The sequence below is a fragment of the Actinophytocola sp. genome, from assembly GCF_009379765.1.
Taxonomy (GTDB): Bacteria; Actinomycetota; Actinomycetes; order Mycobacteriales; family Pseudonocardiaceae; genus Actinophytocola.
Genome location: NZ_WHTD01000123.1, coordinates 1 through 24,842 on the forward strand (window position 1 = coordinate 1; position 24,842 = coordinate 24,842).

23 protein-coding genes and 1 pseudogene are annotated in these 24,842 nt (G+C 70.2%); 17 read left to right on the forward strand and 7 right to left on the reverse strand.

The window, feature by feature from the left end; translation table 11 throughout:
* Positions 1-263: 263 nt before the first annotated feature.
* From GEV28_RS30000 to GEV28_RS30010, 3 genes are read left to right on the forward strand one after another with little or no spacing between them, the layout of a single operon-like run.
* On the forward strand, positions 264-1,163 hold the full coding sequence (locus GEV28_RS30000) for a carbohydrate kinase family protein (RefSeq protein WP_291415820.1): 900 nt from the start codon (positions 264-266) through the stop codon (positions 1,161-1,163).
* 28 nt (positions 1,164-1,191) lie between these two features.
* Positions 1,192-2,088 carry a hypothetical protein gene (locus tag GEV28_RS30005; protein ID WP_291415821.1) on the forward strand — a complete coding sequence of 299 codons (897 nt, stop codon included), beginning with the start codon at positions 1,192-1,194 and terminating at the stop codon, positions 2,086-2,088.
* The gene (locus GEV28_RS30010) at positions 2,085-3,518 is read left to right on the forward strand and encodes a hypothetical protein (RefSeq protein ID WP_291415822.1); all 1,434 of its coding nucleotides are present in this window, start codon (positions 2,085-2,087) and stop codon (positions 3,516-3,518) included. Before GEV28_RS30005 ends, GEV28_RS30010 begins: the two co-directional genes overlap by 4 nt.
* Before the next feature lies 1 nt (position 3,519).
* Here the strand turns inward: GEV28_RS30010 and GEV28_RS30015 are convergent, their stop codons facing one another.
* From GEV28_RS30015 to GEV28_RS30025, 3 genes are all read right to left on the reverse strand, one after another.
* Positions 3,520-4,245: a FadR/GntR family transcriptional regulator gene (locus tag GEV28_RS30015; protein WP_291415823.1), complete on the reverse strand. Its 726-nt coding sequence runs from the start codon at positions 4,243-4,245 to the stop codon at positions 3,520-3,522.
* A gap of 94 nt (positions 4,246-4,339) precedes the next feature.
* Positions 4,340-4,639 (reverse strand): DUF202 domain-containing protein, encoded by a 300-nt coding sequence (locus GEV28_RS30020; RefSeq protein ID WP_291415824.1) that lies wholly within the window; start codon positions 4,637-4,639, stop codon positions 4,340-4,342.
* The gene (locus GEV28_RS30025; protein ID WP_291415825.1) at positions 4,636-4,983 is read right to left on the reverse strand and encodes a DUF202 domain-containing protein; all 348 of its coding nucleotides are present in this window, start codon (positions 4,981-4,983) and stop codon (positions 4,636-4,638) included. The genes GEV28_RS30020 and GEV28_RS30025 overlap by 4 nt, the downstream gene beginning before the upstream one ends.
* A 310-nt stretch (positions 4,984-5,293) precedes the next feature.
* On the opposite strand from GEV28_RS30025, the gene GEV28_RS30030 reads away from it, so the two are divergent.
* The 7 genes from GEV28_RS30030 to GEV28_RS30060 all read left to right on the forward strand — a co-directional run bounded on the left by GEV28_RS30030 (position 5,294) and on the right by GEV28_RS30060 (position 10,612).
* Positions 5,294-6,136 carry a 4Fe-4S dicluster domain-containing protein gene (locus GEV28_RS30030; RefSeq protein WP_367115223.1) on the forward strand — a complete coding sequence of 281 codons (843 nt, stop codon included), beginning with the start codon at positions 5,294-5,296 and terminating at the stop codon, positions 6,134-6,136.
* 37 nt (positions 6,137-6,173) lie between these two features.
* Positions 6,174-6,491 carry a hypothetical protein gene (locus tag GEV28_RS30035; RefSeq protein ID WP_291415826.1) on the forward strand — a complete coding sequence of 106 codons (318 nt, stop codon included), beginning with the start codon at positions 6,174-6,176 and terminating at the stop codon, positions 6,489-6,491.
* Positions 6,492-6,536: 45 nt separating this feature from the next.
* Complete coding sequence (locus GEV28_RS30040; RefSeq protein ID WP_291415827.1) at positions 6,537-6,668, forward strand: hypothetical protein; 132 nt, start codon at positions 6,537-6,539, stop codon at positions 6,666-6,668.
* Positions 6,669-6,829: 161 nt separating this feature from the next.
* Complete coding sequence (locus tag GEV28_RS30045) at positions 6,830-7,924, forward strand: molybdopterin-dependent oxidoreductase (RefSeq protein WP_291415828.1); 1,095 nt, start codon at positions 6,830-6,832, stop codon at positions 7,922-7,924.
* Between the two features lie 20 nt (positions 7,925-7,944).
* Positions 7,945-8,385, forward strand: a complete 441-nt coding sequence (locus GEV28_RS30050; RefSeq protein WP_291415829.1) for a molybdopterin-dependent oxidoreductase — start codon at positions 7,945-7,947, stop codon at positions 8,383-8,385.
* Between the two features lie 60 nt (positions 8,386-8,445).
* Entirely contained in the window at positions 8,446-9,528 is a 1,083-nt protein-coding gene (locus GEV28_RS30055) for a molybdopterin dinucleotide binding domain-containing protein (RefSeq protein WP_291415830.1), read from the forward strand.
* A gap of 34 nt (positions 9,529-9,562) precedes the next feature.
* A complete protein-coding gene (locus GEV28_RS30060; RefSeq protein ID WP_291415831.1) occupies positions 9,563-10,612 on the forward strand; it encodes a P-loop NTPase in 1,050 nt (349 codons plus the stop codon).
* Here the strand turns inward: GEV28_RS30060 and GEV28_RS30065 are convergent.
* Positions 10,592-11,458 (reverse strand): LysR family transcriptional regulator, encoded by an 867-nt coding sequence (locus GEV28_RS30065; protein WP_291415832.1) that lies wholly within the window; start codon positions 11,456-11,458, stop codon positions 10,592-10,594. The two genes, GEV28_RS30060 and GEV28_RS30065, sit on opposite strands and share 21 nt — an antisense overlap.
* 186 nt (positions 11,459-11,644) lie before the next feature.
* Here GEV28_RS30065 and GEV28_RS30070 point away from each other — a divergent pair, with 186 nt between their 5' ends.
* From GEV28_RS30070 to GEV28_RS30085, 4 genes are all read left to right on the forward strand, one after another.
* Positions 11,645-14,482 (forward strand): LamG domain-containing protein, encoded by a 2,838-nt coding sequence (locus GEV28_RS30070; RefSeq protein WP_291415833.1) that lies wholly within the window; start codon positions 11,645-11,647, stop codon positions 14,480-14,482.
* Positions 14,483-14,629: 147 nt separating this feature from the next.
* Positions 14,630-17,965: a glycoside hydrolase family 2 TIM barrel-domain containing protein gene (locus GEV28_RS30075; RefSeq protein ID WP_291415834.1), complete on the forward strand. Its 3,336-nt coding sequence runs from the start codon at positions 14,630-14,632 to the stop codon at positions 17,963-17,965.
* A 56-nt stretch (positions 17,966-18,021) separates the two neighbouring features.
* Positions 18,022-19,809 carry an alpha-galactosidase gene (locus tag GEV28_RS30080; protein ID WP_291415835.1) on the forward strand — a complete coding sequence of 596 codons (1,788 nt, stop codon included), beginning with the start codon at positions 18,022-18,024 and terminating at the stop codon, positions 19,807-19,809.
* Positions 19,810-20,082: 273 nt separating this feature from the next.
* Positions 20,083-21,750, forward strand: coding sequence for a hypothetical protein (locus tag GEV28_RS30085; protein WP_291415836.1), 1,668 nt, complete (start codon positions 20,083-20,085; stop codon positions 21,748-21,750).
* On the opposite strand, the gene GEV28_RS30090 is transcribed toward GEV28_RS30085, so the two are convergent.
* A complete protein-coding gene (locus GEV28_RS30090) occupies positions 21,747-22,097 on the reverse strand; it encodes a hypothetical protein (RefSeq protein ID WP_291415837.1) in 351 nt (116 codons plus the stop codon). The genes GEV28_RS30085 and GEV28_RS30090 overlap by 4 nt on opposite strands.
* Positions 22,060-22,329: a TetR/AcrR family transcriptional regulator gene (locus GEV28_RS30095; RefSeq protein ID WP_291415838.1), complete on the reverse strand. Its 270-nt coding sequence runs from the start codon at positions 22,327-22,329 to the stop codon at positions 22,060-22,062. The genes GEV28_RS30090 and GEV28_RS30095 overlap by 38 nt, the downstream gene beginning before the upstream one ends.
* Positions 22,330-22,386: 57 nt before the next feature.
* On the opposite strand from GEV28_RS30095, the pseudogene GEV28_RS42655 reads away from it, so the two are divergent.
* From GEV28_RS42655 to GEV28_RS30105, 3 genes and pseudogenes are all read left to right on the forward strand, one after another.
* Positions 22,387-22,575, forward strand: a pseudogene (locus tag GEV28_RS42655) (SAM-dependent methyltransferase); the annotation flags it as partial.
* Between the two features lie 19 nt (positions 22,576-22,594).
* The gene (locus tag GEV28_RS30100) at positions 22,595-23,005 is read left to right on the forward strand and encodes a class I SAM-dependent methyltransferase (protein ID WP_367115224.1); all 411 of its coding nucleotides are present in this window, start codon (positions 22,595-22,597) and stop codon (positions 23,003-23,005) included.
* Between the two features lie 7 nt (positions 23,006-23,012).
* Positions 23,013-23,606, forward strand: a complete 594-nt coding sequence (locus GEV28_RS30105) for a DUF2218 domain-containing protein (RefSeq protein ID WP_291415840.1) — start codon at positions 23,013-23,015, stop codon at positions 23,604-23,606.
* Here the strand turns inward: GEV28_RS30105 and GEV28_RS30110 are convergent.
* Complete coding sequence (locus GEV28_RS30110; RefSeq protein WP_291415841.1) at positions 23,500-24,732, reverse strand: transposase; 1,233 nt, start codon at positions 24,730-24,732, stop codon at positions 23,500-23,502. The genes GEV28_RS30105 and GEV28_RS30110 overlap by 107 nt on opposite strands.
* Positions 24,733-24,842 lie beyond the last annotated feature (110 nt).

Here is a 24,842-nt window from a genome sequence, read left to right on the forward strand (position 1 = left end):
GCATCCCCCAACCCTCACCACTTCAGGCCCGGCTCCTGGATCTACTCGGCGTCGACCCCACCACCCTAAGATGATCAAGTACCGCACCCGACAACCAACTCGAGTTGATCAACCCCCATGTGCGGAATACCCGGCTAGCTAGCCGACGGTCCACGACCTCGGCTCCCGGCCGGCGGTACGCGATTCGCCCCCGTACCGCTCGGCCGGGGCCGAGCTGTCGTGTTAGTGTATTGACGTCAGTGGTCTGACCAATCGGAGGTGTTGTGTCCGAACTGCCCGTGGTGTTCGTTGGCGTCGCCACGCTCGACGCGATCGCGGTCGTCCCGCACCTGCCCGCACCCGACGAGCGTCAGGTCGCCGACGACATGGCCTTCGCGGGTGGCGGACCGGCCGCGACGGCCGCGGTCGCGGCCGTGCGGCTCGGGCTTCGCGACGTGTCGTTCGTCGGCTCGGTCGGCGACGACGACGAGGGGACCCGGATCCTTGCCGGCCTGCGGGCCGAGGGCGTCGACGTCTCCGCGGTACGGCGGGTGCCCCGCACGCGCTCGCAGACCAGCGTCGTGCTGGTCGAGCGGGACAGCGGCACCAGGGCCATCTGCACCCGCGACGTACCCGCGTTGCGGGTGGAGCCCGGATCGCCCGCGGCGGCCAAGATTCGCGGCGCGGCGTGGGTGCACGTCGACCACCTCGGCTGGCCGGCGGTTGCCGCGCTGATCGACCTTTCGGACACCCGTCGTCCCCTGCTCTCGGTCGACGCGGGCAATCCGATTCCGGCGCTGCGCCACGAGGCGATCGACCTGTTCGTGCCCACCATGGACGCGCTTCGCCGGGCGTGCGGCGACCTCGAACCTTCGGCGTTGCTCGACGCCGCGCTGCGAGCCGGGGTGCGCCGCGTGGTCGCGACCATGGGCGCCGACGGCGCCATGGCGGCAGCCGCGGACGGCACCAGGTGCGGCGTTCCCGCCTACCCCGCGGAGATCCTGTCGACGCTCGGTGCCGGGGACGTCTTCCACGGTGCGCTGCTGGCGGCGGTGGTGCGCGGCGAGCCGTTGCCGTCGTGCCTGGGCTATGCCGCCGCTGCGGCCGCCCTTTCGTGCCGGGCGCTCGACGGGCGCTCGGCGATCCCCGGCCACGACGAGGTCGTCGCGGCGCTGGCCGCATGACCGCCGACCCTCTCGTTTGGAGCCTTGCGTGACTGAGACGCCTGTCGACCCGTCGGTGCTCGCCCGCCCGTCCGGCGGCTACGCCATGGTGGCGGTCGACCAGAGAGAGGCGATGCGGGCCATGTTCGCCGAGTACGACGGCGAACCGGTCCCGGACGCCCGGCTGACCGAGTTCAAGCTCGCCGCCACCCGGGCACTGACGCCGTACGCGTCGGCGATCCTCGTCGACCGCGACTTCGCGCTCGACCGGGTCATCGACGAGCGGGCGGTAGCACCGGGGTGCGCCCTGATCGCCGCCGCCGACCGGTTCCTACCCGGGCCGGGCGAGTTCGTCGCCGACGTCGAGATCGACGACGCCGTGGATCCGGCGGCCTACGCCCGACGCGGTGTCGCGGCGCTCAAGCTGCTGGTCATCTGGCGGCCCGACGAGCCGGCCGAGGGCCGGGTCGCGATGGTCCGCGAGTTCGTCCAGCGAAGCCACGCGGCGGGACTGGTCAGCATCATCGAACCCCTGTCCCGCGCTCCCCGCGACGGCAGGGACTGGGACTGGGACGCCGGAGTGCTCGCCGCCGCCGAGGAACTGGGCTCGCTGGGCGCCGACCTCTACAAGGCGGAGGTCCCGCTGCACGGCGAGGGCGACGAGACCGAGCTCAAGCGGCGGTGCGAACACATCACCGGCGCCGTCGCCTCGCCCTGGGTCGTGCTGTCCTCCGGTGTCCAGCACGAGGCGTTCCCGCGCGCCGTCGAGCTCGCCTGTCTCGCCGGAGCCTCGGGCTTCCTTGCCGGGCGGGCCGTGTGGCGCCCGGTCGTCGGCAGCCGGGACGTCGAGACGGACCTGCGCGCCGATTCCGTGCCCCGGCTGCGGGAACTGGTCCGCGTCGTCGACCGGATCGTTGGGTCGCGCCGAAAGGATGAACACCGATGACCAAACGCGTCGTCCTGGTACCGACCGCCCGCCCGACCTTCGCGGTCGAGGCCGCCCGGCGACGGGTGGACGCCGCTCGTGCGCTGCTCGAGGAGCTGGGCGCCGAGGTGGTCGGACCACGTGAGCTGGTCATGACCAGCGACGACGTCGAACGCGCCGCGGCCAGCGTCGATCCCGACGCCGATCTCGTGGTCAACGTCTGCGCGTCCTTCTCCGACGCGACCCCCGCGCTGCGGCTGTACGCGGAGCTCGGCCGTCCGGTGCTGTTGTGGTCCTTCCGCGAACCGGGACCGGTCGGGGACCGGCTGTGGCTGAACTCCTTGTGCGGGGCCAACCTCTTCGGTCACGCGCTGGTGTGCGCGGGCGCGGAGGTGCGGTGGGTGCACGGAGATCCCGGCGAGCCGTTGGTGCGCGAGGCGTTGCGCAGGGCGCTCGACGGTGAGCTGCCGACCCCGCCGATCCTCCCGCGCGAGCACCTGCGGTTCCGGGGCGAGCGCGCCGAACTCGCGGAGGTGCGCGGGCTCCTCGACGGCCTGCGCGGCGCCCGGATCGGCGCGATCGGCGACGCGCCAACCGGTTTCACGCCGAGTGAGTTCGACCCCGGCCAGCTCGACGCGCTGTTCGGCATCACGGTCGACCGGATCGACGTGGACGACGCCATCGAACGGGTGCGCGCGGTCGGCGCTGCCGAGCAGGACCGCGAGCTGGCCACGGCCAGCACGGCTCAGCCGTCGCTGCGGCGGCTCGACAAGGCCGAGGTCCGGCGTCATGCCGCGGTGACATCGGCGCTGCGGGACTGGCGCGCCGAGGGCGACTACGCGGCGGTCGCGGTGCGCTGCTGGCCGGAGTTCCCCACCCGGCTCGGTGTCTGCCCCTGCTCCTCGCTGTCCCGGCTGGCCGACGCGGGCACGCCGACCGCGTGCGAGCGCGACGTGCTGGGCGCGGTCACCATGCTGCTGCTGGAAACGCTCGGCGCCGGGACGACCTACCTTGTCGACCTTGTCGACCTTGTCGACCTCGAAGAACCGTTCGACCTTGTGCGGCTGTGGCACTGCGGCTCGGCGGCGACCAGCCTGGCCGCCGAGCCGAGCGCCGCCACGCAATCCGTGCACTGCAACCGCCGGATCGGGGTCGCTGGCGACTTCCCGCTGCGCACCGGGCCGGTCGTGCTGGCAAGGCTCGCCGAAGACCCCGACGCCGGGAACCGGTCCGGGTTGCGGCTGTTGCTCGCCTCCGGCGAGTCCCTGCCCGAGCCGAACCGGTTCCAGGGCAACACGGCGGCCGTGCGGCTCGACACCCGGGCCGAGCAGCTGGTCGCCGGCCTCATCACCGGTGGTTTCCCGCACCACACCGTGCTGGCCTGGACCGATGTACGACCCAGGCTGCGCGCGGCCGCGGACCTGCTGTCCATCCCCGTCGTGGAGTGGTGAGTCAGCCGGCCGCGGTCTCCTCCTTCGCGCGCTTGAGCGCGGCCGCGTGCGCGGCCCTGATGTGCGTGCGTGCCGCGGCCCGCGCACCGGCCGCGTCCTGCCGACGGATCGCGTCGAGCAGGCGCCGGTGATCGGCGGCCGAACGCTCCAGCCGGCCGGGGATCTGCAGGGTGGTCTGCATGCCGGTGACCATGACCTCGTTGAGCACGCCGAGCGTGTTCAGCAGGAACCGGTTGCCACACGCCTTGACCACCGCGAGGTGGAACGCCGCGTCGAGCTTCTGCAGCTCCGCCCAGCCGATCGGCGGGGCGCTGATGGCGGCTTCCAGTCCTGCGAAGGCGTCCTCGATCGCCGCGAGCCGTTCCGGTGTCGCCTGGGTGGCGGCCCAGCCCGCGGCGGGCACCTCGAGGACCTCGCGCATCGCGAACAACTCGCCGAGGTCGACCTCGAGTTGGGCGAGGTCGGACCGCAGCCGCTTGGTCGTGGCGTCCGACTCGACGAAGACCCCTTGTCCGTGCCGCACGGAGACCTTGCCCCTTGTCGCGAGCGAACGGACGGCCTCCCGCAGGGACGGCCGGCTCACCCCGAGCATGGTGGCGAGCTCCCGCTCGGGTGGGAGCCGGTCACCCGGCTTGATTCGCTCCTCCGTGATGAGCTGCTCGATTTTCTCGGCTATCCGTGTCGACAGCGAGCCAGGCTGCTGGACCGGCATCCACAGATCTCCCACCACGGCACCTCCCCGTACTCAGTTCTACCAGATCGTGGTTAGACCACATTACCACTGAACCACGTACGGTTGATGCTTCTTGAGCAGGGTGTATTTACAGCCAGAGCAGGACCGTGGTCAGCGCGGTCAGCATGGTGAGCGCGGACACCATAGCGAGCAGTCCGGCCGGCATCTGCTGTGGGGTGCCGGTGGCGCGCAGCCGGCGATGGGCACGGTGGGCCACCAGGTACGTCGCGCAGACCGCGCCCGACGCGAGCAGGGCAGGCAGGATGACCGGTCCCCGGCCGCTCTCGACGGCGGCGTGCAACAACAAGGCGGCACAGACACCTTGGGAGAGCACGGTTCGCTTCCAGGCCAGCCACGTGCGTTCCGGCTGCAGGCCCGGGTCGTTCATCGCCCGGACGAGACGATCACGAACACGCCGCACACCGCCGTGATCACCACTACGCCGGTGACGAGGATCGCGGCGAGCCGGGGACGCGGCAAGGGCGCGTTGTGCCGCATCGCCCGCTGTATGCGCCGCCAATGGGGATAGCCGCCCGCCGCGACGGTCGCGCCGAGTGCGATGCAGGCGAGCGCGGTACGCAGGCCGTGCACCGAGAACGACGGGAACAGCTGGTGGACCGCGACACCGGCCGCGACGAGGGCGAGCGAGGTGCGGATCCACGCGAGGAAGGTTCGCTCGTTGGCCAGCGTGAAGCGGTAGTCGGGCTCTTGCCCGCTCTCGGTGTCCGCCATGGCGTTCATTCCGTTCTGGCCGCGTCCGTCGTGCGGGAAACGTTACCCATTCATGCCGGCTGCGGCCAAATGCTCATCGGTGCCGCTGATGAGCTCATCAGCGTTAAGGCGCTAGCGGGGTGGGCCGGTGCCGGTCAGAATGTGTTGCGTGAGGTATGGCTTCGCGATAGACCAGCGCACCTGCATCGGCTGCCACGCCTGCACAGTTGCCTGCAAGACCGAGCACGAGGTGCCGGTAGGGCAGTTCCGCACCTGGGTGAAGTACGTCGACAAGGGGACCTTTCCGTCGACCACCCGTGAATTCGCCGTCATGCGTTGCAATCACTGCACGGACGCCCCTTGTGTCGCGATCTGCCCGACGAAGGCGTTGTTCAAACGGGACGACGGAATCGTCGATTTCGACGGGGACCGGTGCATAGGCTGCAAGAGCTGCATGCAGGCGTGCCCCTACGACGCGATTTACCTTGACGAGCAGACGCACACCGCGGCGAAGTGCAATTTCTGCGCGCACCGGGTCGATGAGGGGCTCGAACCGGCCTGCGTCGTGGTCTGCCCGACGCACTCGATCTGGGTCGGCGACCTCGACGACCCCGACAGCGGCATCGCGCGGCTGGTCGCGACCAACGACACGACGGTGCGGGCTCCTGAACAGAACACCGGGCCCAACGTCTTCTACCTCGGTGCGGACCGGGCGGTGCTCGACCCGCTCGCCGCGCCGGTGAACGAGACCTACCTGTGGGCGCGGCCGGACCGCCAGCGCCTTGAGACCGCGGGCGACCTCGACCCGGACCCGGAGACACAGGCCAGCACCACCCTCAACACCGCGCACCCACGGCGGTGGGGATGGCGGGTCATGACGTACCTGTGGACCAAGTCGGTCGGCGCTGGCGTGCTGCTGATCGCCGCTCTCGCGCTGGCGCTCGGCGCCCGGCTCGGCGCCGTCGGCGATGTCGTCGCGCCCGCGCTCGCGCTCGTGTTCACCGCGCTGACCGGTGTCCTGCTCGTCTGGGACCTCAAACGACCCGAGCGGTTCTGGTACATCTTCGCCAAGCCCAACCCCAGGTCCTGGTTGTTCTGGGGCTCGGTCGCGCTCGCGGCGTACTCGGGGGTCGCCGCGCTCTGGCTGCTTCTCGGCGTGCTGGAACAGACTTGACGTCCTGCACCTCGACGCGCTTTTCGTGGTGGTGCGCGTGGCGGCGGTTCCGTTGGCCGCGCTCGCCGCCGGTTACACCGCCTTCCTCTTCGGCCAGGCGGAGGGCCGCGATCTGTGGCAGTCCCCGACGCTGCTGTGGGACCTGCTCGCGCAGGCCATGATGGCCGGAGGCGGCGCACTGCTGATCGTGGCGCAGTTCGCCGGCCTCGAACCCGACGCCGTCGGCGTCTTCGCCGGTGCGTTCGTCGTGGGCACGGTCGCGCACCTCGTGTTGCTGGCCGTCGAGTTCGGCGGGCGGCACGCCAGTGCGGGCGCGGCCGTCGCGGCGCGCGTCGCCGTGCGGGGCCGGTACTAGCGGACGTTCTGGGGCGGTGCCGTCGGGTTCGCCGCGGGCGCCGCCGTGCTCGCCGGGATCGGCTGGCTGGCGGGCGCGTCGCCGGTGCTCGTCGTGGCCGCGATGGCGGTTCAGGCCGCGCTGCTCGCCTACGAGAGCGTGTTCATTCGCGCTGGTCAGGACGTACCGCTGTCGTGATGCTCGGGAACAGGGAAGGAACCGAAACGTGACCCCCAGTTCGGACGGGCTGCCCGGCGCCCGCACCCACGAGCACCTGCGCAACTTCCCCCCGCCACAGGAGTGGGACAACCACGTCGCGTACGACGCTCGCGCTCATCCGCAAGGTGGCGCGCGAGTTCATGCTGATCCCGACCACCTGCTTCAACTGCGAGTCGGCGTGCGGCCTGCTCGGCTACGTGGACAAGCAGGATCTGTCGATCAAGAAGCTCGAAGGCAACCCCGCGCACCCCGGCTCCCGCGGTCGCAACTGCGCCAAGGGACCCGCGACCATCAACCAGCTCGACGACCCCGAACGCATCCTGTACCCGCTGCGGCGGGTGGGGGAGCGCGGCGCGGGCGGCTGGGAACGCTGCACGTGGGACGAGGCGCTCGACGACATCGCCGCCCGCATCCGCACCGCGATCCTCGACGGCAGGCGCGACGAGGTCATGTACCACGTCGGACGGCCGGGCGAGGACGGCTTCGCGGAGCGGTTCCTCGCGGCGTGGGGCGTCGACGGGCACAACAGCCACACCAACATCTGCTCGGCCGGTGCCAGGTTCGGCTACACGTTGTGGGGCGGCTACGACCGGCCCTCGCCGGATCACGCCAACGCCAAGGTGATCCTGCTGCTGTCCAGCCACCTGGAGTCCGGCCACTACTTCAACCCACACGCACAGCGGATCATGGAGGGCAAGCTCGACGGCGCGAAGCTGGTCGTCATCGACCCCAGGATGTCCAACACCGCCTCGCACGCCGACCTGTGGCTCGCGCCGTGGCCGGGCAGCGAGGCGGCCATCCTGCTCGCGGTCGCCGCCCACCTGCTGCGCACCCGGCGGATCGCGACCGACTACATGCGCCGCTGGGTCAACTGGGAGACCTACCTCGATCGGTTGCACCCGGGGGAGCCGCGCGACTTCGACACCTTCCTCGACCGGCTGACCGAGGACTACGCCCGCTACACCTTCGAGTTCGCCGCGCAGGAGGCGCGGGTGCCGGTCGAGCGGATCGAGGAGCTGGCGAAGCTGGTCGCCGATGCGGGCACCCAGCTCGCCGCGCACGTGTGGCGGGCGGCCGCGGCAGGCAACCGGGGCAGGTGGCCCGCTGCCTGTTCTTCCTCAACGTGCTCACCGGCAGCGTCGGGACCAAGGGCGGCACAAGCCCCAACGGGTGGAACAAGTTCATCGCGCACGGCCCGAACCCGCCGCAGGCGCACGACGACTGGAACGAGCTGACCTGGCCGCGCGAGTTTCCGTTGTCCACCAACGAGATGTCCTTCCTGCTGCCGCACTTCCTCCGCGAGGGCAGGGGAAAGGTGTCGGTCTACTTCAGCCGCGTCTACAACCCGGTCTGGACCAATCCCGACGGGTTCAGCTGGGTCGAGGCGCTCTCCGACGAGGCCGCGATTGCGTGCCACGTCGCCCTCACCCCGACCTGGTCGGAGACCGCGACCTTCGCCGACTACGTGCTGCCGATGGGCCACTCCGCCGAGCGCCACGACACGCACTCCTACGAGACGCACTCCGGCCGCTGGCTCGGCTTCCGCCAGCCGATCCGCCGCGTCGCCATGGACAAACTCGGCATGGACTACACCGACAGCCGCGACGCCAACCCCGGCGAGGTGTGGGAGGAGAACGAGTTCTGGTTCGAGTTGTCCTGGCGGATCGACCCCGACGGCGAGCTCGGCATCCGGTAGTACTTCGAGTCCCCGTACCGGCCGGGCGAGAAGGTCACTGTCGACGAGTACTACCGGTGGGTGTTCGAGCACAGCGTGCCGGGACTGCCGAAGAAGGCCGCCGAGGCCGGGCTGACGCCGCTGGCGTACATGCGCCGCTTCGGCGTCGTGGAGCTGGACGAGGAGCTCTACCGGCTGGATGAGCGGCCGCTCACCGACGCCGAACTCGCCGGGGCCGAGCCCGACGAGCAGGGCGTGCTGCGCAAGCCGGTCACGCTCGAATCCGTCCCGCCGCTGATCGGCGAGGCAGGGTCGGTGGGCGTCCGGCACTCCGACGGCAGCGCGACGGTCGGCTGGCTCACCCCGTCGCGCAGGCTGGAGATCTACTCCACCGCCATGGCGGACTTCGGCTGGCCGGAGCACGCCACGCCCGGCTACATCGAGTCGCACGTGTCCCACAAGAGTCTCGACCTCGACGCCGGTGAGCTCGTGCTGATGCCGACGTTCCGGCTGCCGACCCTCGTGCACACCCGGTCGGGCAATGCCAAGTACCTCAACGAGATCAGCAACAGCCACCCGATGTGGGTCAACGCGACCGACGCGGAAAGGCTCGGCATCGGCACCGGCGACCTCGTCAGGGTCACCACCGAGATCGGCCACTTCGTGGCCCGGATCTGGGCGACGCAGGCGATCCGGCCCGGCGTCACCGCGCTGTCGCACCACATGGGACGGTGGCGGTTGCACGAACAGGCGGGCAGCCGCTGGGTCACCGGGCTCGCCGACATCAGCCACGACGACGGCATCTGGCGGCTGCGCTACAAGCGGCCGGTGGCGCCGTTCTCCTCGGCCGATCCGGACAGTTCGCGCATCAACTGGGAAGACCCCGGCGTGCACCAGAACCTGGCGTTCGCGGTGCACCCCGATCCCTGGTCGGGAGCGCACTGCTGGCACCAGAAGATCCGCCTGGAGCACGCGCATCCCGGTGACGAGTCCGGCGATGTCGTCGTGGACACCCGGCGCGCCCGCGAGGTCTACCGGGAGTGGCTCGCCGGGACCCGGCCCGGTCCGAACACCTCGGGCCAGCGCAGGCCCGAGTTCCTGATGCGGCCGGTGAAACCGCGCCGCAGCGCCTTTCGCGCCGCGCCGCCGGAGTCCTCGTCATGAGGTCGCGCCCCGACCCGCAGGCCCTGGCGACGCATTGGCGACAGTGCACGATCCGGAGATCCACCAGCCGCTGACCGAACTCGGCATGGTCGCCGGGGTGCACGCGCACCGTGCGGGCACCGTGACGGTCGACCTGACCCTGACCACCGACGGTTGCCCGCTGCGGGCCCGCATCGAGGACGACGTCACCGCCGCGGTGCGCGCCGTCGCGGGCGTGCGGGACGTGCGGGTGCGCTTCGGGCTGATGTCGCAGAGCCAGCGGCAGGACCTGGCCCGGCGGCTGCGCTCCAGCCGCGCGCACGGGTTCGGGATCCTCGACCCCGACGTGCGCGTCTACGCGGTCGCCAGCGGCAAGGGCGGCGTCGGCAAGTCCACGGTCACCGCGAACCTGGCCGTGACACTGGCCATGGCGGGCCAGCGGGTCGGCGTGCTGGACGCCGACGTGTGGGGGCACTCGATCCCGCAGCTGTTCGGCGTCCGCCGGGCGCCCGTCGCGCTGGGCGGCATGATGCCGCCGGTCGACGCGCACGGCGTGCGCCTGATGTCGACCGGGTTCTTCGTCGACGACGACCAGCCGGTCGTGTGGCGGGGCCCGATGCTGCACAACGCGCTCGAACAGTTCCTCGGCGATGTCCACTGGGGAGAACTCGACGTCCTGCTCGTCGACCTGCCACCGGGAACCGGCGACGTCACGATCTCCCTGCTGGAACTGCTGCCCGCGGCGCGGCTGCTCGTGGTGACGACGCCGCAGCCGGCCGCGTCCGCCGTCGCGGCGAGGGCTGGTCGGATGGCCGCCGACAGCGGGCTCCCGGTGGCGGGGGTCATCGAGAACATGACGGGTGGTGGGCGGATGCCGCTGTTCGGCTCCGGCGGTGGCCGGCGGCTGGCGTCGGCGCTCGGGGCGCCGCTGCTCGGTGGCGTGCCGCTGGACGTGGCCATCCGCGAATATGGCGACCTCGGCGTGCCGGTAGCGGCCCGCGAGCCGGAGTCGGCGTCCGCGCAGGTGTTCCGGCGGCTGGCGGCGGCGTTGCCGCGCGGCGGGCGAAGGCTGGCCGGGGTCGCGCTACCGCTGTCGGTGATCTGACTGGGACGCTTCGCCCTTCGCGATGTGCAGCAGCGCCGTCGCGGGCTCGGTGAGCTGCCGGTCCTTGCGCCGAACCGCGCGGAACCGCCTGGTCAGCGTGATGCCGGTGACGGGGACACGGACGAGTTGCCCCGCGCGCAGTTCCCTGTCGACCGCGAGGATGCTGAGCACGGCCGCCCCCGCGCCACCCGTGACGGCCTCCTTGATCGCCGTCGGCGAGGTCAGTTCGAGGTGGGGGGTGTCGCCGTCGCGCAGGTCGTCGAGCACGCGGTCGAGGATCTCGCGGGTGCCGGAACCGGGCTCGCGCAGGACGAGCTGACCGGCGGCGAGCCCGGCGGCGGTCAGCGGGCCCGGCAGGCACGCCCAGGGGTGACCCGGGCTGACCACGACGACGAGTTCGTCGTGCCCGACAAGGTGTTCGCACAGGTCCGGGTGCGACGACAGGTCCTCGACGAAGCCGAGGTCGGCGTCGCCGCCGCGGACCTGCTCCACCACATCGTGCGAGTTCTCGGCACGCAGCGCCACGGTCAACTGGGGCCGGCTGGCGCGCAACGTCACCAGCCAGCGCGGCATCAGGTACTCCGCGATGGTCATGCTCGCGCCGACGCTCAGCAGCGCCTCCCTCGCGTTGCGTAGCGCGGTGGCACCGGCGTGCAGCTCGGCGGCGGCGTCGACGACCCTGCGTGCCCACTGGGCGACCGTGACGCCCGCGGGTCTCAACCGGGACCCGGACGGGGAGCGTTCCACCAGTACCAGCGCCAGCCGCCGCTCCAGCGCCTGGATCCTGGCGCTGGCCGCGGGCTGGGAGATGCCGTGCTCGCGGGCAGCCATGCCGAGGCTTCCCAACGCGCCACGCTGAGCAGCAGGTCGAGGTCGGTCAGCTCTGGCCCACCGGGTGGCAGCGGCATACCGGACACGATAGTCGCTGCCTTGACACTCGTTGACCCGGATGCCAAAGTGTACGGACGTCTTACCACTGATATCTTACCAGTGGTGCCTCGGCTGATCCATTCCGAAAGGCTGGGAACTATCGTGAATCGGCCCGCCGAGCCCTCTCGCCGCGCGCTGCTGTTCGGCACGATGTCGGTCGCCGCCGCGGGCCTCGCCGCACGGTCGGTGCTCAGCCCGGCGGTGGCCGCGGCGCAGTCGGCATCGCCCGGCAGGGGCGTCCCGGCCCTCGACGATCTGGCAGGGGAGTGGATGCCGACCGGCACGCTGCTCAACCTGCCTTCGGTGAACAACTTCATCGGGTCGCTGCACGCCGGTTCGAACCTGCTGTCCGTCACGGAGCTGACCTTTCCCCCGCTGTCGCTCGGCGGCGACTGCGCGCGGCTGACGCTCGACGGCACGAACGTCCAGGCCCACGAGAGCCGGTGGTACCCCTACCAGGTGCTCCGGCGGGCGACGGTCGGCACGATCGAGCTGCGCACGACGTTGCGGATGGGCTTCGAGCAGCAGCTCGTGCTCCTCGAGCTGGAGGTCACGAACGCGGGCGACGCCGCGACGCACGCGCGGGTCGGGATCGAACTCGGCGGCTACCTGCGCGCCTACCCCGGCCCATGGGACTGGAACGTCCCCCGGCAGTACCGCACGTTCGGGGCGTGGCAGGGCGAACTCGCCGACGGCGGCCGGGTGCTGACCGTCGCCGACGGCGCCAGCGGCGCGGGCGTGGCCTTCGCCTTTCCCGACCGGCCGGACGAGCTGGTCGCGGCCGGCGATTCCGGGTCGGCGGGCTGGGCACTGTCGCTGGGTCCCGGCGAGCGACGCGTCCTGCGGATCGTGGTGACCGCGGCGGGCAGCTCCGGCGAGGCAGCGGTGGCCGCGGTCGACGCGCGGGCTCGGTACACGGCGCTGTTCAAGCAAGCCAAGGTCCGCTGGGAGCAGCGGTTCGCGGACGCCTTCAAGCCCGACAACGACCACTTCTCCGGCAGCCTGCCCGTTCTGTCCACAGAGGACAAAGCGGTAAGCGACCTCTATTACCGTGGCGTCGTTTCCGTGCTCGCGTTGGAGCGGACGAACTATCCGCAGCACCTGCCGCGCAGCTACGTCACCGCCGGTCCACAGTGGGGTGTCACCCTCTCCTACTTCTGGGACACCGCGCTGTTCGCGCCCCTGCTGGTGTTGCTGGACCCGGCGGTGGCACGGGAGCAGGCCGCGTTGTGGCTGCGGTTGGGTATCGACAACGGCTATGCCATCGACGCCCTGACCGCGACCCTGACCGGGCCGTGGTACAGCGCCAACGACCTGTCCGTGTTCACGATGCTGCACACCTACGTGACGTTCACCGGTGACGTGGACTTCCTCGACGAGCCGGTCGCGGGGCTGCCCGTCCTCGACCACATGCAGGCCATCGCACTGCACTGGCAGGAAAGGATGGTCGCCGCGACCGGCCTCGCCGACTACGGCAACGCAAGGAACCTGTTGGAGGAGGTGTCGAACTACATCAACCAGGTGCCCTCGCTCAACGCCGCCAACGTGTGGATGATGCGGCAGGTCGCCGAGTTGCGCGAGCGCAGGGGCGAGACCGGCGCGGCCGGTCAGCTGCGCGAGCAGGCCGACAAGCTCGCCGCAAGGGTGCTCAACCTGTACGTACCGGGTCAGGGTGTGTGGCGCACGGTCCACGACGACGGCACCAGCGTCGCGGTGCGCCACGTCTACGACTTCGACACCATCGGCAGGCTGCTCGCCGACGACCTCACGCCCGCGATCCGGGGTGAGATGACCGCGTTCGTCAGCGGTGAGCTGATGGACGGCGGATGGCTGCGCGCACTCGCGCTCGCCGACCCGGACGCGCCGGCCTCCACCCGTCCCGACCACGGCTCCAACGGCGCGTACGACGCGTGGCCCGCGCTGGCCGCCGGTGCCGCGGGCCGGTTCGGCGACTACGCCTTCATGCGCCGGATGCTCGGTGAGTTCGACAGCGTCGCCGCGGAGGGCCCGTTCTCGCAGTCGCACCAGCTGGTGCCCGAGCCCAGTGGCGTCGTGGTGTGGGACAGGGCCGACCTCAACCCGGTGAGCGGGCTGAGCGTCACCGCCTGGATCAAGCCGGGGGCCTGGCCCGCGCAGACCGAGGGCGCCAGCATCCTCGCCAAGGTCGGCTATGCCGCCGCGTGGTATCCGAAGACGAAGCCGAACCAGGGTTACGCGCTGCGTGGCGGCGGTGACGGGGTCATCTCGTTCGCCGTCGCCGTCGGCACGAAGTTCCGGCAGGCGGTCAGCACGGTCACGGTGCCGGTCGGCGAATGGCACCACCTCGCCGGCACCTTCGACGGCGAGCGCGTCACCCTGTACCTCGACGGCGTCATGGTCGCCTCGACGGCCGCCAAGGGCAGCCTCGGGCCTGCGACAGGGACGAACCTGATCGTGGGTGCCGATCCGGTCGACCCGGAATCGAAGTTCACCGGTGCCGTCGACGACGTGCGGCTCTACGACCGCGGTCTGTCCGCGGCCGAGATCGCCGAGTTGTTCGCGGCCGCGGACTCCGGTGTGGACGATCCCGCGCTGGTGTTGCGGCTGCCGATGGAGGAAGGCCGGGGCAACGCCACGGTCGATGCCGTGACCGGCGCGACGCAGACCGTGCTCGGTGGCCGTTGGGTGGCCGGTCGAACCGGCGGCGCGCTGGAGTTCGCGAAGTCCAGCCGGCTGATCGCGCGGATCTCGCGCCAGCAGTACAACGAGAACAACGGTGGCGCGTTCACCTCGGTCATCCTGCAGGACCTGTTCGGGTACACACCGGACGGTGAGCGGGTGGCGCTGCGCGACCCGGCGACGCCGCGCGGGGTCGACGCGGTCCTTCGCGGCATCACGCTGGGGGATCGCTCGTACACGATCGTCAGCGACCGGTCCGGACTGCGGCTGACGGACGAATAGCGCCCGTGCCTTGACAGTCGTAGCAACGGCTGGAAAGGTATCTTGAGGTCTTACCACTGATGTCTTACCACTGATCGAGATTCAGCGCGGCGTGTTGACACTTTGGACACGTCAGACCGCGCACCCCGGCGTGAGGAGCGTGCTCTCGTGGTCGACGAAATCGAAGGCTTGCAGCGGTCACGGAACGAGCGGATGGCTCGCCGGGGATTCCTGCGCGCCAGTGCCGCCGGCGCGCTGACCGTGGCCGGCTGGAGCCTGCTCGGTGGCCGCGCCGGCGCCGCCGCGCTCGACGCGGCACGCGTGCAGGGCGCCGCCGCTCGCACGCTGCCGCTCAACGCCGGCTGGCTGTTCGGACAGTCGTCGGCGGGCAGCGGCCAGCCGGGCTTCGACGACGCCGAGTTCCTCCCGGTGACGGTTCCGCACTGCGTCACCCCGCTGGGCTGGCGGGACTGGGACTCGGCGACCTGGCAGAAGGTGTGGACCTACCGCAGGCGCTTCGACGCACCCGAGGACGCCGGCCGGATGCGGACGTTCGTCGACCTTTCCGGCGCGATGACCACCACGAGGCCCACGTTCAACGGGCACGCCCTGCGCGAACACCTCGGCGGCTACCTGCCGTTCAGCTACGAACTGACCGACCACCTCGCCACCGGCGGCAACGTCCTCGCCGTGGACATCGACGCGACCTGGCAGAACGTCCCGCCGGACGGTGCGGACGGCGGCGCGTACAAGGTCGACTACTTCGAGCCGGGCGGTCTGTACCGCGACGTGTCGCTGCGGATGGTTCCGCAGGTCTTCATCGCCGACCTGTTCGCCAAGCCGGTCGACGTGCTGACCCCGGCGTCTCGCGCGGTGGAGATCCAGTGCACTGTGGACGCCGCGTTCGCGTTACCCGACCCCGCGCGGCTCGAGGTCGTGCTGAGCTACCGTGGCACGCCGGTGAGCACCGCCTCGCAGCCGGTCAAGGTCGACGCGGCCGGTCGGGTGACGGTCGAGGCCCGGCTCGACGGGCTGTCCGATGTGAAGCTCTGGGACGTCGACAACCCCCACCTCTACGACGTGGTCGCCACGCTGGTCATCGGGGGCCAGCCGGTGCACGACTTCGCAAGGCGCATCGGCTTGCGCACGGCGCGCTTCGAAACCGACGGGTTCTTCCTCAACGGCAACCGGCTCAAGCTGTTCGGTCTCAACCGCCACCAGGTCTACCCCTTCGGCGGGATGTCGCTGCCGGACCGGGTGCAGCGCGGGGACGCGTTGATCCTCAAGCACGAGTTCAACTGCAACATGGTCCGCTGCTCGCACTACCCGCAGTCGGCGGCCTTCCTCGACGCCTGCGACGAGCTCGGCATCATGGTGTGGCAGGAGACGCCGGGCTGGGGTTTCGTCGGTGACGAGGCGTTCCAGGAGCTCGTCGTGCAGAACGTGCACGACATGATCATCAGGGACCGCAACCGCCCGTCGATCATCATCTGGGGCGTCCAGGTCAACGAGTCGGCCCGCATGCCGGAGCTGTACACGCGGACGAGGGATCTCGCGTACTCGCTGGACGGCACCCGCCAGACCTCCGGCTCCAGCACCTCACGCAGCAAGACCAACTGGGTGCAGGACGTCCTTTCCTACGACGACTACGGGAACTCGCGGGGCAACGCCACCATCGCCGGGCCGGTCGCCGGCATTCCGTACCTGGTGAGCGAGGCGGTCGGCGCCCTCGCCGGTCCGCCCGGCTACCGCCGCGTCGACAGCCAGGCGATCCAGCAGGCGCAGGCCCGCCTGCACGCCCAGGTGCACAACACCGCGATGTCCAACAACGGCTACACCGGCCTGCTCGGCTGGTGCGGGTTCGACTACGACTCCTTGGCGGGCAACACGTTCCACGCCATGAAGTGGCCCGGTGTCGCCGACACGTTCAGGGTGCCCAAGCCGGGTGCCGCGTTCTACCAGTCACAGGGGAACCCGGACGTGCGCCCGGTCATCCAGCCCTCCTTCTACTGGGACTTCGAGTCCGCGTCACCCGTGACCAGCCTCGGCGCCACCGCCACGATCTGGTCGAACTGCGACCGCATCGAGGCGTACCTGGACGGCGACCACCACGCCAGCCTCGCGCCCGACTCCGCCAACTTCCCGCACCTGGCCCACCCGCCGTTCTACCTCGACACCACAGGGATCGACGCGTCGGCGACGCCGGAGCTGCGCCTCGACGGGTACGTGGGGGACACGCAGGTGCTCTCCCGGCGGTTCGCGGGCGACACCCAGGGCGACCGCCTCGAGGTGTGGGCCGACGACACCGAGCTGACCGCCGACGGTTCCGACGGGACCAGGGTCGGCTTCCGCGCGGTGGACCGCTACGGCGCGCCGCGCCACAACGCCGAGGGGACGGTGACCATCAACGTCGCGGGCCCCGGCACCTACGACGGGCAGGTCGCGACCCTCGCGCTGGAGTCCACTCCCGAGCTGATCCGTGCGGGAGAGCAGGCCACGGTGACCGCGACGCTGACCAACGCGGCCTTCCCGTTCGGCGAGAACGGCGGCGTTGGCGCGATCTACGTGCGCGGCCTCGCCGGGATGCCCGGGACCATCGTGGTGCGGGTGAGCCACCCGACGCTGGGCTCGGGGACGGTGCGCATCAGCACCAAGCCGCCCAAGGACAAGGTCCTGCCGAACCCTGGCGGGATTCCTTCCCAGGTGCTGAGCGACACCGTGCTGTCGCTGAACGCGCCCGAGGGGTGGACGGTCAAGGAACTGGCGGGGCAGGGATCGGCCAGCGTCCCACCCGGTGCGAGCACGGCCCGCAAGTGGCAGGTGACCGCGCCCGCGACGATCACACCGGGCGCGCCGACCGCACTGACCGCCGGTGCCACGTACGCCATCCGAGGACAAGCCGCCGCCACCGACGCCGCCGTGCCCGTGTACCTCGCGACGACGGCGCAGGAGGCGTTCAACAACATCGGCACCAGTGACGACGCCAACCCGTCGGTGGCCGACTTCGACGGGACCGACAAGAGCTACTCGCGGCAGGCGATGGCCGATGCCGTCCTCATCGGCGGCGCGAAGATCACCCACGACGGCGTGACCTTCACCTGGCCGGACACCGTGCCGGGGCAACCGGACAACATCCTCATCGGTGGCCGCACCGTCGCCCTGTCCGGCAAGGGCCGCACGCTCGGCTTCCTCGGCGCGGCCAGCGGCGCGGCGGGGGTGTGCCGGGGGAAGGTGTTCTACGCGGACGGGACCAGCGCGCCGTTCTCCTTCGAGATCGCCCGCAACACCAACTTGCCGGCGCCGGGGATCGACCTCATCGCCACCATGGCCTACTCCAACACCTCGGCCGGCCGGTCCACCCGGAAGATGTACGTCTTCTCCGTCGGCGTCCCGCTCGACGCCAGCAAGGACGTCAGCGCGATCACGATGTTCGACAGCGGGTACATCGCGCCCAACGGCCGGATCCGGGGTGTCCACTTGTTCGCCATCGGCATCGGCGGCTGACCCCGCGCGTCCACGGCTTGGCCGTCCCGAACGACTCGAGCGACAGGAGAGCAGACGTGGCCAGACGACACGCGGCGGTGGCGGCGACGGTCCTCACCCTCGGTTGCCTGACGGCGATCGGCACCGGCACCGCCGGTGCCGGGACGGACTCCGGTGGTGGTGCCGTTCAGCTCGGCGCCACCCCACCGATGGGGTGGAACAGCTGGAACAGCTTCGGCCGCGACATCAGCGACGACCTGATCCGCCGGCAAGCCGACGCCATGGTCGCCTCGGGCATGCGCGACGCGGGCTACGAGTACCTCACCATCGACGGCGGCTGGCGCGCTCCTGACCGCGACGCCGAGGGCAACCTCGTCACCCATCCGCAGCGCTTTCCCAACGGCATGAAGGCAGTCGCCGACTACGTGCACGCCAAGGGCCTCAAGCTCGGTGTGCACCAGCCGATGGGGATGACCGACTGCGGAAGGGAGTCGCCAGGCACCCAGAGCGCGCCGGGCGGCGAAGCGCAGGACGCGGCGTTGTTCGCGAGCTGGGGCGTCGACTACGTCAAGTACGACCGGTGCACCTTCGACGTCGCGCCAACCACGACACCGCCGGCCCCGGACCTCGACCGGATCGTGGTCCGGCGCGCCGACGGTGTCGTCGGGTCGTACGAAGCGGAGGGGTCGGTGCTCAGTGGCCGTGCCGTCGTGAGCCCCTGCGCGCCGATGCAGGGGATGCCGCCGGGACGGGGGTCCTGCTCCGGGGACCGGGTGGCCGGGATCGGCATCGACCGAGGCTCACTGCGGCTCGACGCGGTGACCGTTCCCGAGGACGGTGACTACCAGCTCGACCTCCAGTTCGTGTTGCCCAACTACGGCCAGGCGCGGGGCTACATGAACACGACGTACCACGGGATGCGGGCCGACGTGCAAGTGGGCGACTCGACGCCGACGGTCGTGTCGGTGCCGTTCGACTCCCCGGACATCACGGCGGGTTTCCCGAAAGTGTCGGCCGCGATGAACAACGGCTGGGACACCACGTTCACCCGCACGATCACCGTGCACCTGCGTGCTGGCGCCAACAGCATCACGGTCAGCGACGACAACTCCATCGAGGAGGCGCTGCGACAGGGTGCCGTCCGGATGGGCGATGCCCTGCGCGACACCGGACGGCCGATGTTCTACAGCCTGTCCGGCCAGAGCAGGCCATGGCTGTGGGCGCGGGGCGTCGGACACATGTGGCGCACCAACGGCGACATCGGCAACTGCTGGGACTGCGGCACCGGAAACGGTGTGCTGCAAGCGATCGACCGGCAGGCGCCGCTGCACGCCGCGGCCGGGCCCGGCGGGTTCAACAACCCGGACATGCTCATGGTCGGCGTCACGGCGGTGCTGCGCGACGGCTACCCGATCCCGGGCACGACGCGCGAGATGACACCCGCTGAACAGCGCTCGCACTTCAGCATGTGGTCGCTGCTGGCCGCGCCGCTCATCGCCGGCAACGACATGACGACGATGAGCGGGGCCACGCGTGAGGTGCTGACCAATCCCGAGGTGATCGCCGTCGACCAGGATTCCCTTGGCACCCAGGGAGTTCGCGTCCGAGACGACGGTGACCTCGAGGTGTGGGTCAAGCCCCTCGCGGACGGCTCGCGCGCGGTGGTGCTGCTCAACCGCGGCTCCGCGGCCAGCACCATCACCACCAGCGCGGCCGAGATCGGCCTGCCACCCACCCCGACCTACCTGGTGCGGGACCTCTGGGCCCACCGGCAGTCCGCGACGAAGGGGAGCATCGGCGCGACGGTGCCGTCCCACGGCGTCGTCATGGTGCGGGTCACGCCCATGGGCACGTTCGAAGACTGAGCCGGACACGAGACGGAGATTGGATCACCGATGAGATTTCCGCGTTCGAGGATCGGCATCCTTGCCCTGACCGCGAGCATCGGACTGCTACCTCTGCTGTCGCCGCTGGGTGGTCAGGTCGCGGCCGCGGACACCCTCGCGGGCACGGATGCGCCGGACCTGGGGTGGATCATCGAGGAGCACGGGACCCAGGACGCGGTGTCCGCGCTCCGGGAGCTCGATCCCGCGCTCGCCACCGCGTTCTTCGACAGCCCCGGCACCCAGGTCCTCTCGATGACCAGCCCGCCGACCAGCGCGGTTCCCACCGGCTGGTCGGCCGAAGCGGCCCACCACTACACGAGCTACGGCCCGTGCACCCCCGACCTCAGGGGTTGTTCCTCGCTCAGCACGGATCTCGCCAGCGGGGCCCTGCGCGCGGACCAGATGCCGGTGGCCATGTACGACGACGAAAACTGGCGCAGAACCCCGGAGCCCGAAAAGGCCGGCGTGTGCTCCGCCATGAGCGATTTCACCCGGCTGGCTCACGAAAACGGGCTGAGGACCATCATGGCGCCCGACCAGAACCTGGCGAGCCCGGGGATCATCACCACCTACCAGGGCGGCGAGTCGCAGAACTGGCAAACCTATCTCCGGCTTGGTCTCGGAACCTGCGCCGCCGCCTCGGGAACCGATCAGTACCACATCATGTCCCAACCGTTCCAGACACCTTGGTGCGGCGGTCAAGGCGGTGCCTGCGAAGGTTCCGAGGCGGACTTCACCAATTTCGTGACGCAGGCGGCGTTGCAGGCACAGGCGATCAAGCCGGACGTGCGCATGACCTCCGGGCTGAGCACGAACCCCCGGTACAACGTCACCCCACAGGCCATGTACCAGAACACGCTGAACGCCAGGAGATTCGTCGACGGGATCTGGCTCAACGTGGCGGGAAATCCGTCCAATCCGGGCACCGCGGTGCAATACCTCGAACTGCTTTCCGGCTTGGTGCCCCACTACCTCGGCGCGAACGGCAACCTCACGAGCACCTTCCCTGAAGCGACGACCCCGGCGGTCGCCTCGCTCGCCGAGCAGGGCGGCGGCATGACCTTCATGACCTCCGATGTCGTCGCGGGCGGCACGGTGATCCCGGCAGGCACGTACAAGTTCGAGCCGTGGACGGACGGCAGTAGCGGGTCCGCCACGCTCGGCCTCGAAGTCGGATATTGCCGGCCGCCGAGTTGCGTGGACCGGACACCGATCATCTCGCCGGAGTCGTGGCGCATGAACGTGCCGGCCCATGATCAAGGCGTCGTCGGCAACTACACGACCGAGAACCCGACGGTGCTGCCATCGGATGGGCCGTACCGCGTCTATGTGACCGTCCACGTGCAGGAGCCCGGTGCGTTCAACCTCCTGTACAACGCCGACCGTGCCTCGACAAACCTGGCTCTGCCAAGGAATTCCGCCGATCCGGCGCGAGCGCGCTCGTCGGTGGTGTTCCCCGGTCGCGGCGCCCGGCTCGCCGCGCGCCAACCGAACGCGCAAGCACCCGCGACGTTCGGTCTCGACCGCCGAGGCGGCACCGCGACCTTCACGACCGATCCGGTCCTGCGGGCCGGCGACGTGATCCCCGAGGGCGCGTGGCAGTTCCAGTACTGGACCGACGGAACCGACGGCTCAGCGACGGTCAACCTCCAGGCGGGCTACTGCACCGGTGCGTGCACGGATCGCCACCCGGTCATCGACTCCGGTGCGGGCTGGCAGGCCACCGTGTCCGCCGGAGCACGCGGCGCGGCCACCCCCGGTGGCGCGTTCACCACGACGTCACCAACCCCACTGCCGAGCACCGGCGGCCCCTACCGTCTCTATTGGACGGTGACGGTCGATGCCCCGGCCGGGTTCGATCTCCTCTACGACTCGGCGAGCACGGCCACCAACGTCGCCACTCCCTTGTTGATCCACTAACCCGGGGGGCGAAGCGCGTCGCGCACCACCCCGACAAGGCGGCGCACGGCGGCTTTGGACGGCAGGCCAACGGCGGCGGTCAACGCCTGCAAGCAGAAGGCGGCGAGCTCGTCCGCGGGCACGTCGGTGCGGACCCGCCCGTCCGATGCCTGCTCGGCCAGCAGGTCGCGGATCAGGCCGTGTAGTTCGCGTCGTGCGTGCCCGACGTGATCGCCGTGGTGCACCATCGCTTCCATGTGACCGCCGCTGTGTCCGTGCTGGATGAACGCGTAGGCCTCCAGCACCGCGGCGAGCGGGTCGCCGGCCTGATCACGCACCTCGGACAGCTGTCGCAGGTGCTGGCTCACCTGCCGTTCGTGCCACCTGCACGATGGACGCCACGTCCGGGAAGTACTTGTACAGCGTGGCCCGCCCGATTCGGGTGTGCTCGGCGATCCGCGACATCGTGACCGAGGCCAGCCCCTGGTCGGCGACCAGCGCGGCCGTCGCGTCCATCGCCGCGTCCCGCACCGCCTGGCGGTGCGCGTCGATCGTCTCCGTCCACAGCTTCGGTACCAGCCAAGCATACGGTCCCGACACGGGTCCGTCACGGTGTATTGACAGCGACAAAGTGTCTCGATAAAAATGGGCCGCGTGATGACTGCCGCCGAGCACTACCCGCACCCGCTGGACTGGACGCCCGATGACTTGTACGCGAGCCCGCCACCGTGGGACATCGGGCGTCCACAGCAAGCCTTTCAAGCCGTTGCCGACCAAGGCGCCTTGCACGGACGCGTCCTGGACGCCGGCTGCGGCACCGGTGAGCACACGCTGTTGTGCGCGTCGCTCGGTCTCGACGCCACCGGTGTCGACCTCGCGGCCACGGCCCTGCCGCACCGCGCGCGACAAGGCACGCGACCGCGACCTGAACGCCCGGTTCCGCCAACACGACGCGACCCGGCTCGCGGACCTTGGCGAAACCTTCGACACCGTGCTCGACTGCGGTCTGTTCCACGCCTTGCCCGAGGATGGTCGCGCCGCCTACGTCGCCGCCCTGCGGGACGTGCTTGAGCCCGGCGGCCGCTACATCATGCTGGGCATGTCCGACGCGGAACCGTCACGGTGGGGTGGCCGCATGCGCCACCTGACGCAGGCGTTCATCAAGGCCACGTTCGCCGAAGGCTGGCAGGTCGACACCATCGAACCCGCCACCATCGAGATCACCACCGATCCCGAGGGCGTGCGCGCTTGGCTCGCCACCGTCACCAGGATCTGAGGTAGGCATGCTCACCGCGCAGGGCGAGGTCAGCACGGACCGCGCCGACCGTTACCTCGACCAACTCGTCCGCCACACCAGCCAGATGGCCACCCTCGGCGCCCCGGCCAACCACCGTGGTGGCTTCGCCCCAACCATCCTGCGAGTGGAATCCACCGACACGGGCGCGATCGTCGACTTCGATCAAGGCCGCTGCGTCCTTGGGGTCGACACGCACAACCTGACGATCACCGTCGAGGCAGAGGGCAGCGACCGGCTGCACCAGCTCCAGCAGCTGGTCACGTCGAGACTGGAAACCATCGGCCGGCGCGACAACCTGGCCGTCCGCTGGGATCAGCCGCCGCCGCGCCCACCGAGGAGGCGACGCACCATCATCTTGCTGGTGGCCGCCGCCGTGCTCGCGATCGCCGCCCATGTCGCGATCGGGGCGGCTGTGCTCCAAGCACCACAGTGGACAAGCTTCGTCGCCGACGGGCTTCTCGTGGTCATCCTCGTCAAACTCGCCGTGGTCGTAATCCTCGACTTTTGCACTTCATGCGGCGGCTTGAGCCCAGGCTTGCTGGACTTCCAGGATTTCTTGGGTTGTGGCTGGTCGGGGTGAGGTGGGTAGAAATCGGGCGGCGATGATCTGGCGTCGGAGCTTGACGAGCATGTCCCAGGTGGAGGGTTCGGTTTTGGGCTTGTACCAAGGTGCCGAGGCGCGACGCTGGGCTGTGTCGGTGTGGTTGTGGCCGTGCAGCGCGTACCAGATGATCAGGATGCTGTGACAGAGAAGTCCGAATGGAACGGTCCGTTCCACGGCGGGCGATGATCTCCTCCGCTGTGGCTTCAAGGTCGGTGGTGACCAGCGCGATGCCGTAACCCTTGGCCGGGACGGCTTTCTTGCCGGTCTCGCGCACCAGGATGACCTGGACGGTGTCGGTGCGCCAGGTGCCGTACCACAAACAGACCTGTTCGGTGATCTGCACGGTGCTGGTGGTGCCGTAGCGAGACACTCGGACAGTGCGCCACGTCGCCGAGCCGGCGATGTCGGCTGGTGTGCCGATCCGGTCGCCCTTCAGACGTGGCCGGCCGCGTTTGCCGGTGCGCGGCGGCGCGAGTTGAGAGAACACCGCGTTGGCTTTGACGCGGGTGGTCATGGTCATCCCGTCGCCCAGGCCGATGAACGCGCGGCAGCCGTAGGCGGCGTCGGCCACGATATGGATGTCGCGGTCAGCGAACCGCTCCGCGATCAGGTCGATCAGGTCGCGGGCCAGGTCCGGTTTCGAGGACCCGCCCTTCACGGCTAACGCGGCCAGCACCGGTAACGCCACCGGCCGGGACACGAACGGCAGGGTCACGATGATCGCCACCACCACCCAGTTGTTGCCGTAACCCAACTTGGTCTGCCCGGCCGCCGACCCGTCATGAAACCAGCCCGCGGCATGGACCTTCTTGCCACGGCGACCGAACAGGGTGTCATCCACCGCCACGGTGATCGACGCGCCCGGAGCCAACAGGCACGTGACGATCAACTCGGCCAGCACCAACCCAACCCGCTGGGGACACCACCGCGCGGCGGAGAAGAACCGATGCGCCCGGCAGTGATGCCACACCCGGGCCAAGCCAGCCCCGGTGAGCATGCCGCACACCGTCCTGGACACCGGCTGGGCGACCAACCCGGCCACCAGCGCGGTAAACACCTCGAACGTCGGTGCGGTGAAACACGGTCGGAAGGTCGCCAGCACGCGTGACAGCGCGCCGGGTAAGATCGAGCCCCGGAGCATCGGCGGAACACTCTTTCGTTACGACAGAGCGGTTACAGGAACCGCCGATGCTCCACCCACCACCCCGGGAA

Bases quoted from the DNA above. Each gene is read 5' to 3' on its own strand.
- GEV28_RS30045 (WP_291415828.1), top strand. From the start codon at position 6,830: ATGCTGATCCCGACCACCTGCTTCAACTGCGAGTCGGCGTGCGGCCTG.
- GEV28_RS30020 (WP_291415824.1), bottom strand. From the start codon at position 4,639: ATGAACGACCCGGGCCTGCAGCCGGAACGCACGTGGCTGGCCTGGAAG.
- GEV28_RS30085 (WP_291415836.1), top strand. From the start codon at position 20,083: ATGACCAGCCCGCCGACCAGCGCGGTTCCCACCGGCTGGTCGGCCGAA.
- GEV28_RS30010 (WP_291415822.1), top strand. From the start codon at position 2,085: ATGACCAAACGCGTCGTCCTGGTACCGACCGCCCGCCCGACCTTCGCG.
- GEV28_RS30030 (WP_367115223.1), top strand. From the start codon at position 5,294: ATGCGTTGCAATCACTGCACGGACGCCCCTTGTGTCGCGATCTGCCCG.
- GEV28_RS30105 (WP_291415840.1), top strand. From the start codon at position 23,013: ATGCTCACCGCGCAGGGCGAGGTCAGCACGGACCGCGCCGACCGTTAC.
- GEV28_RS30025 (WP_291415825.1), bottom strand. From the start codon at position 4,983: ATGGCGGACACCGAGAGCGGGCAAGAGCCCGACTACCGCTTCACGCTG.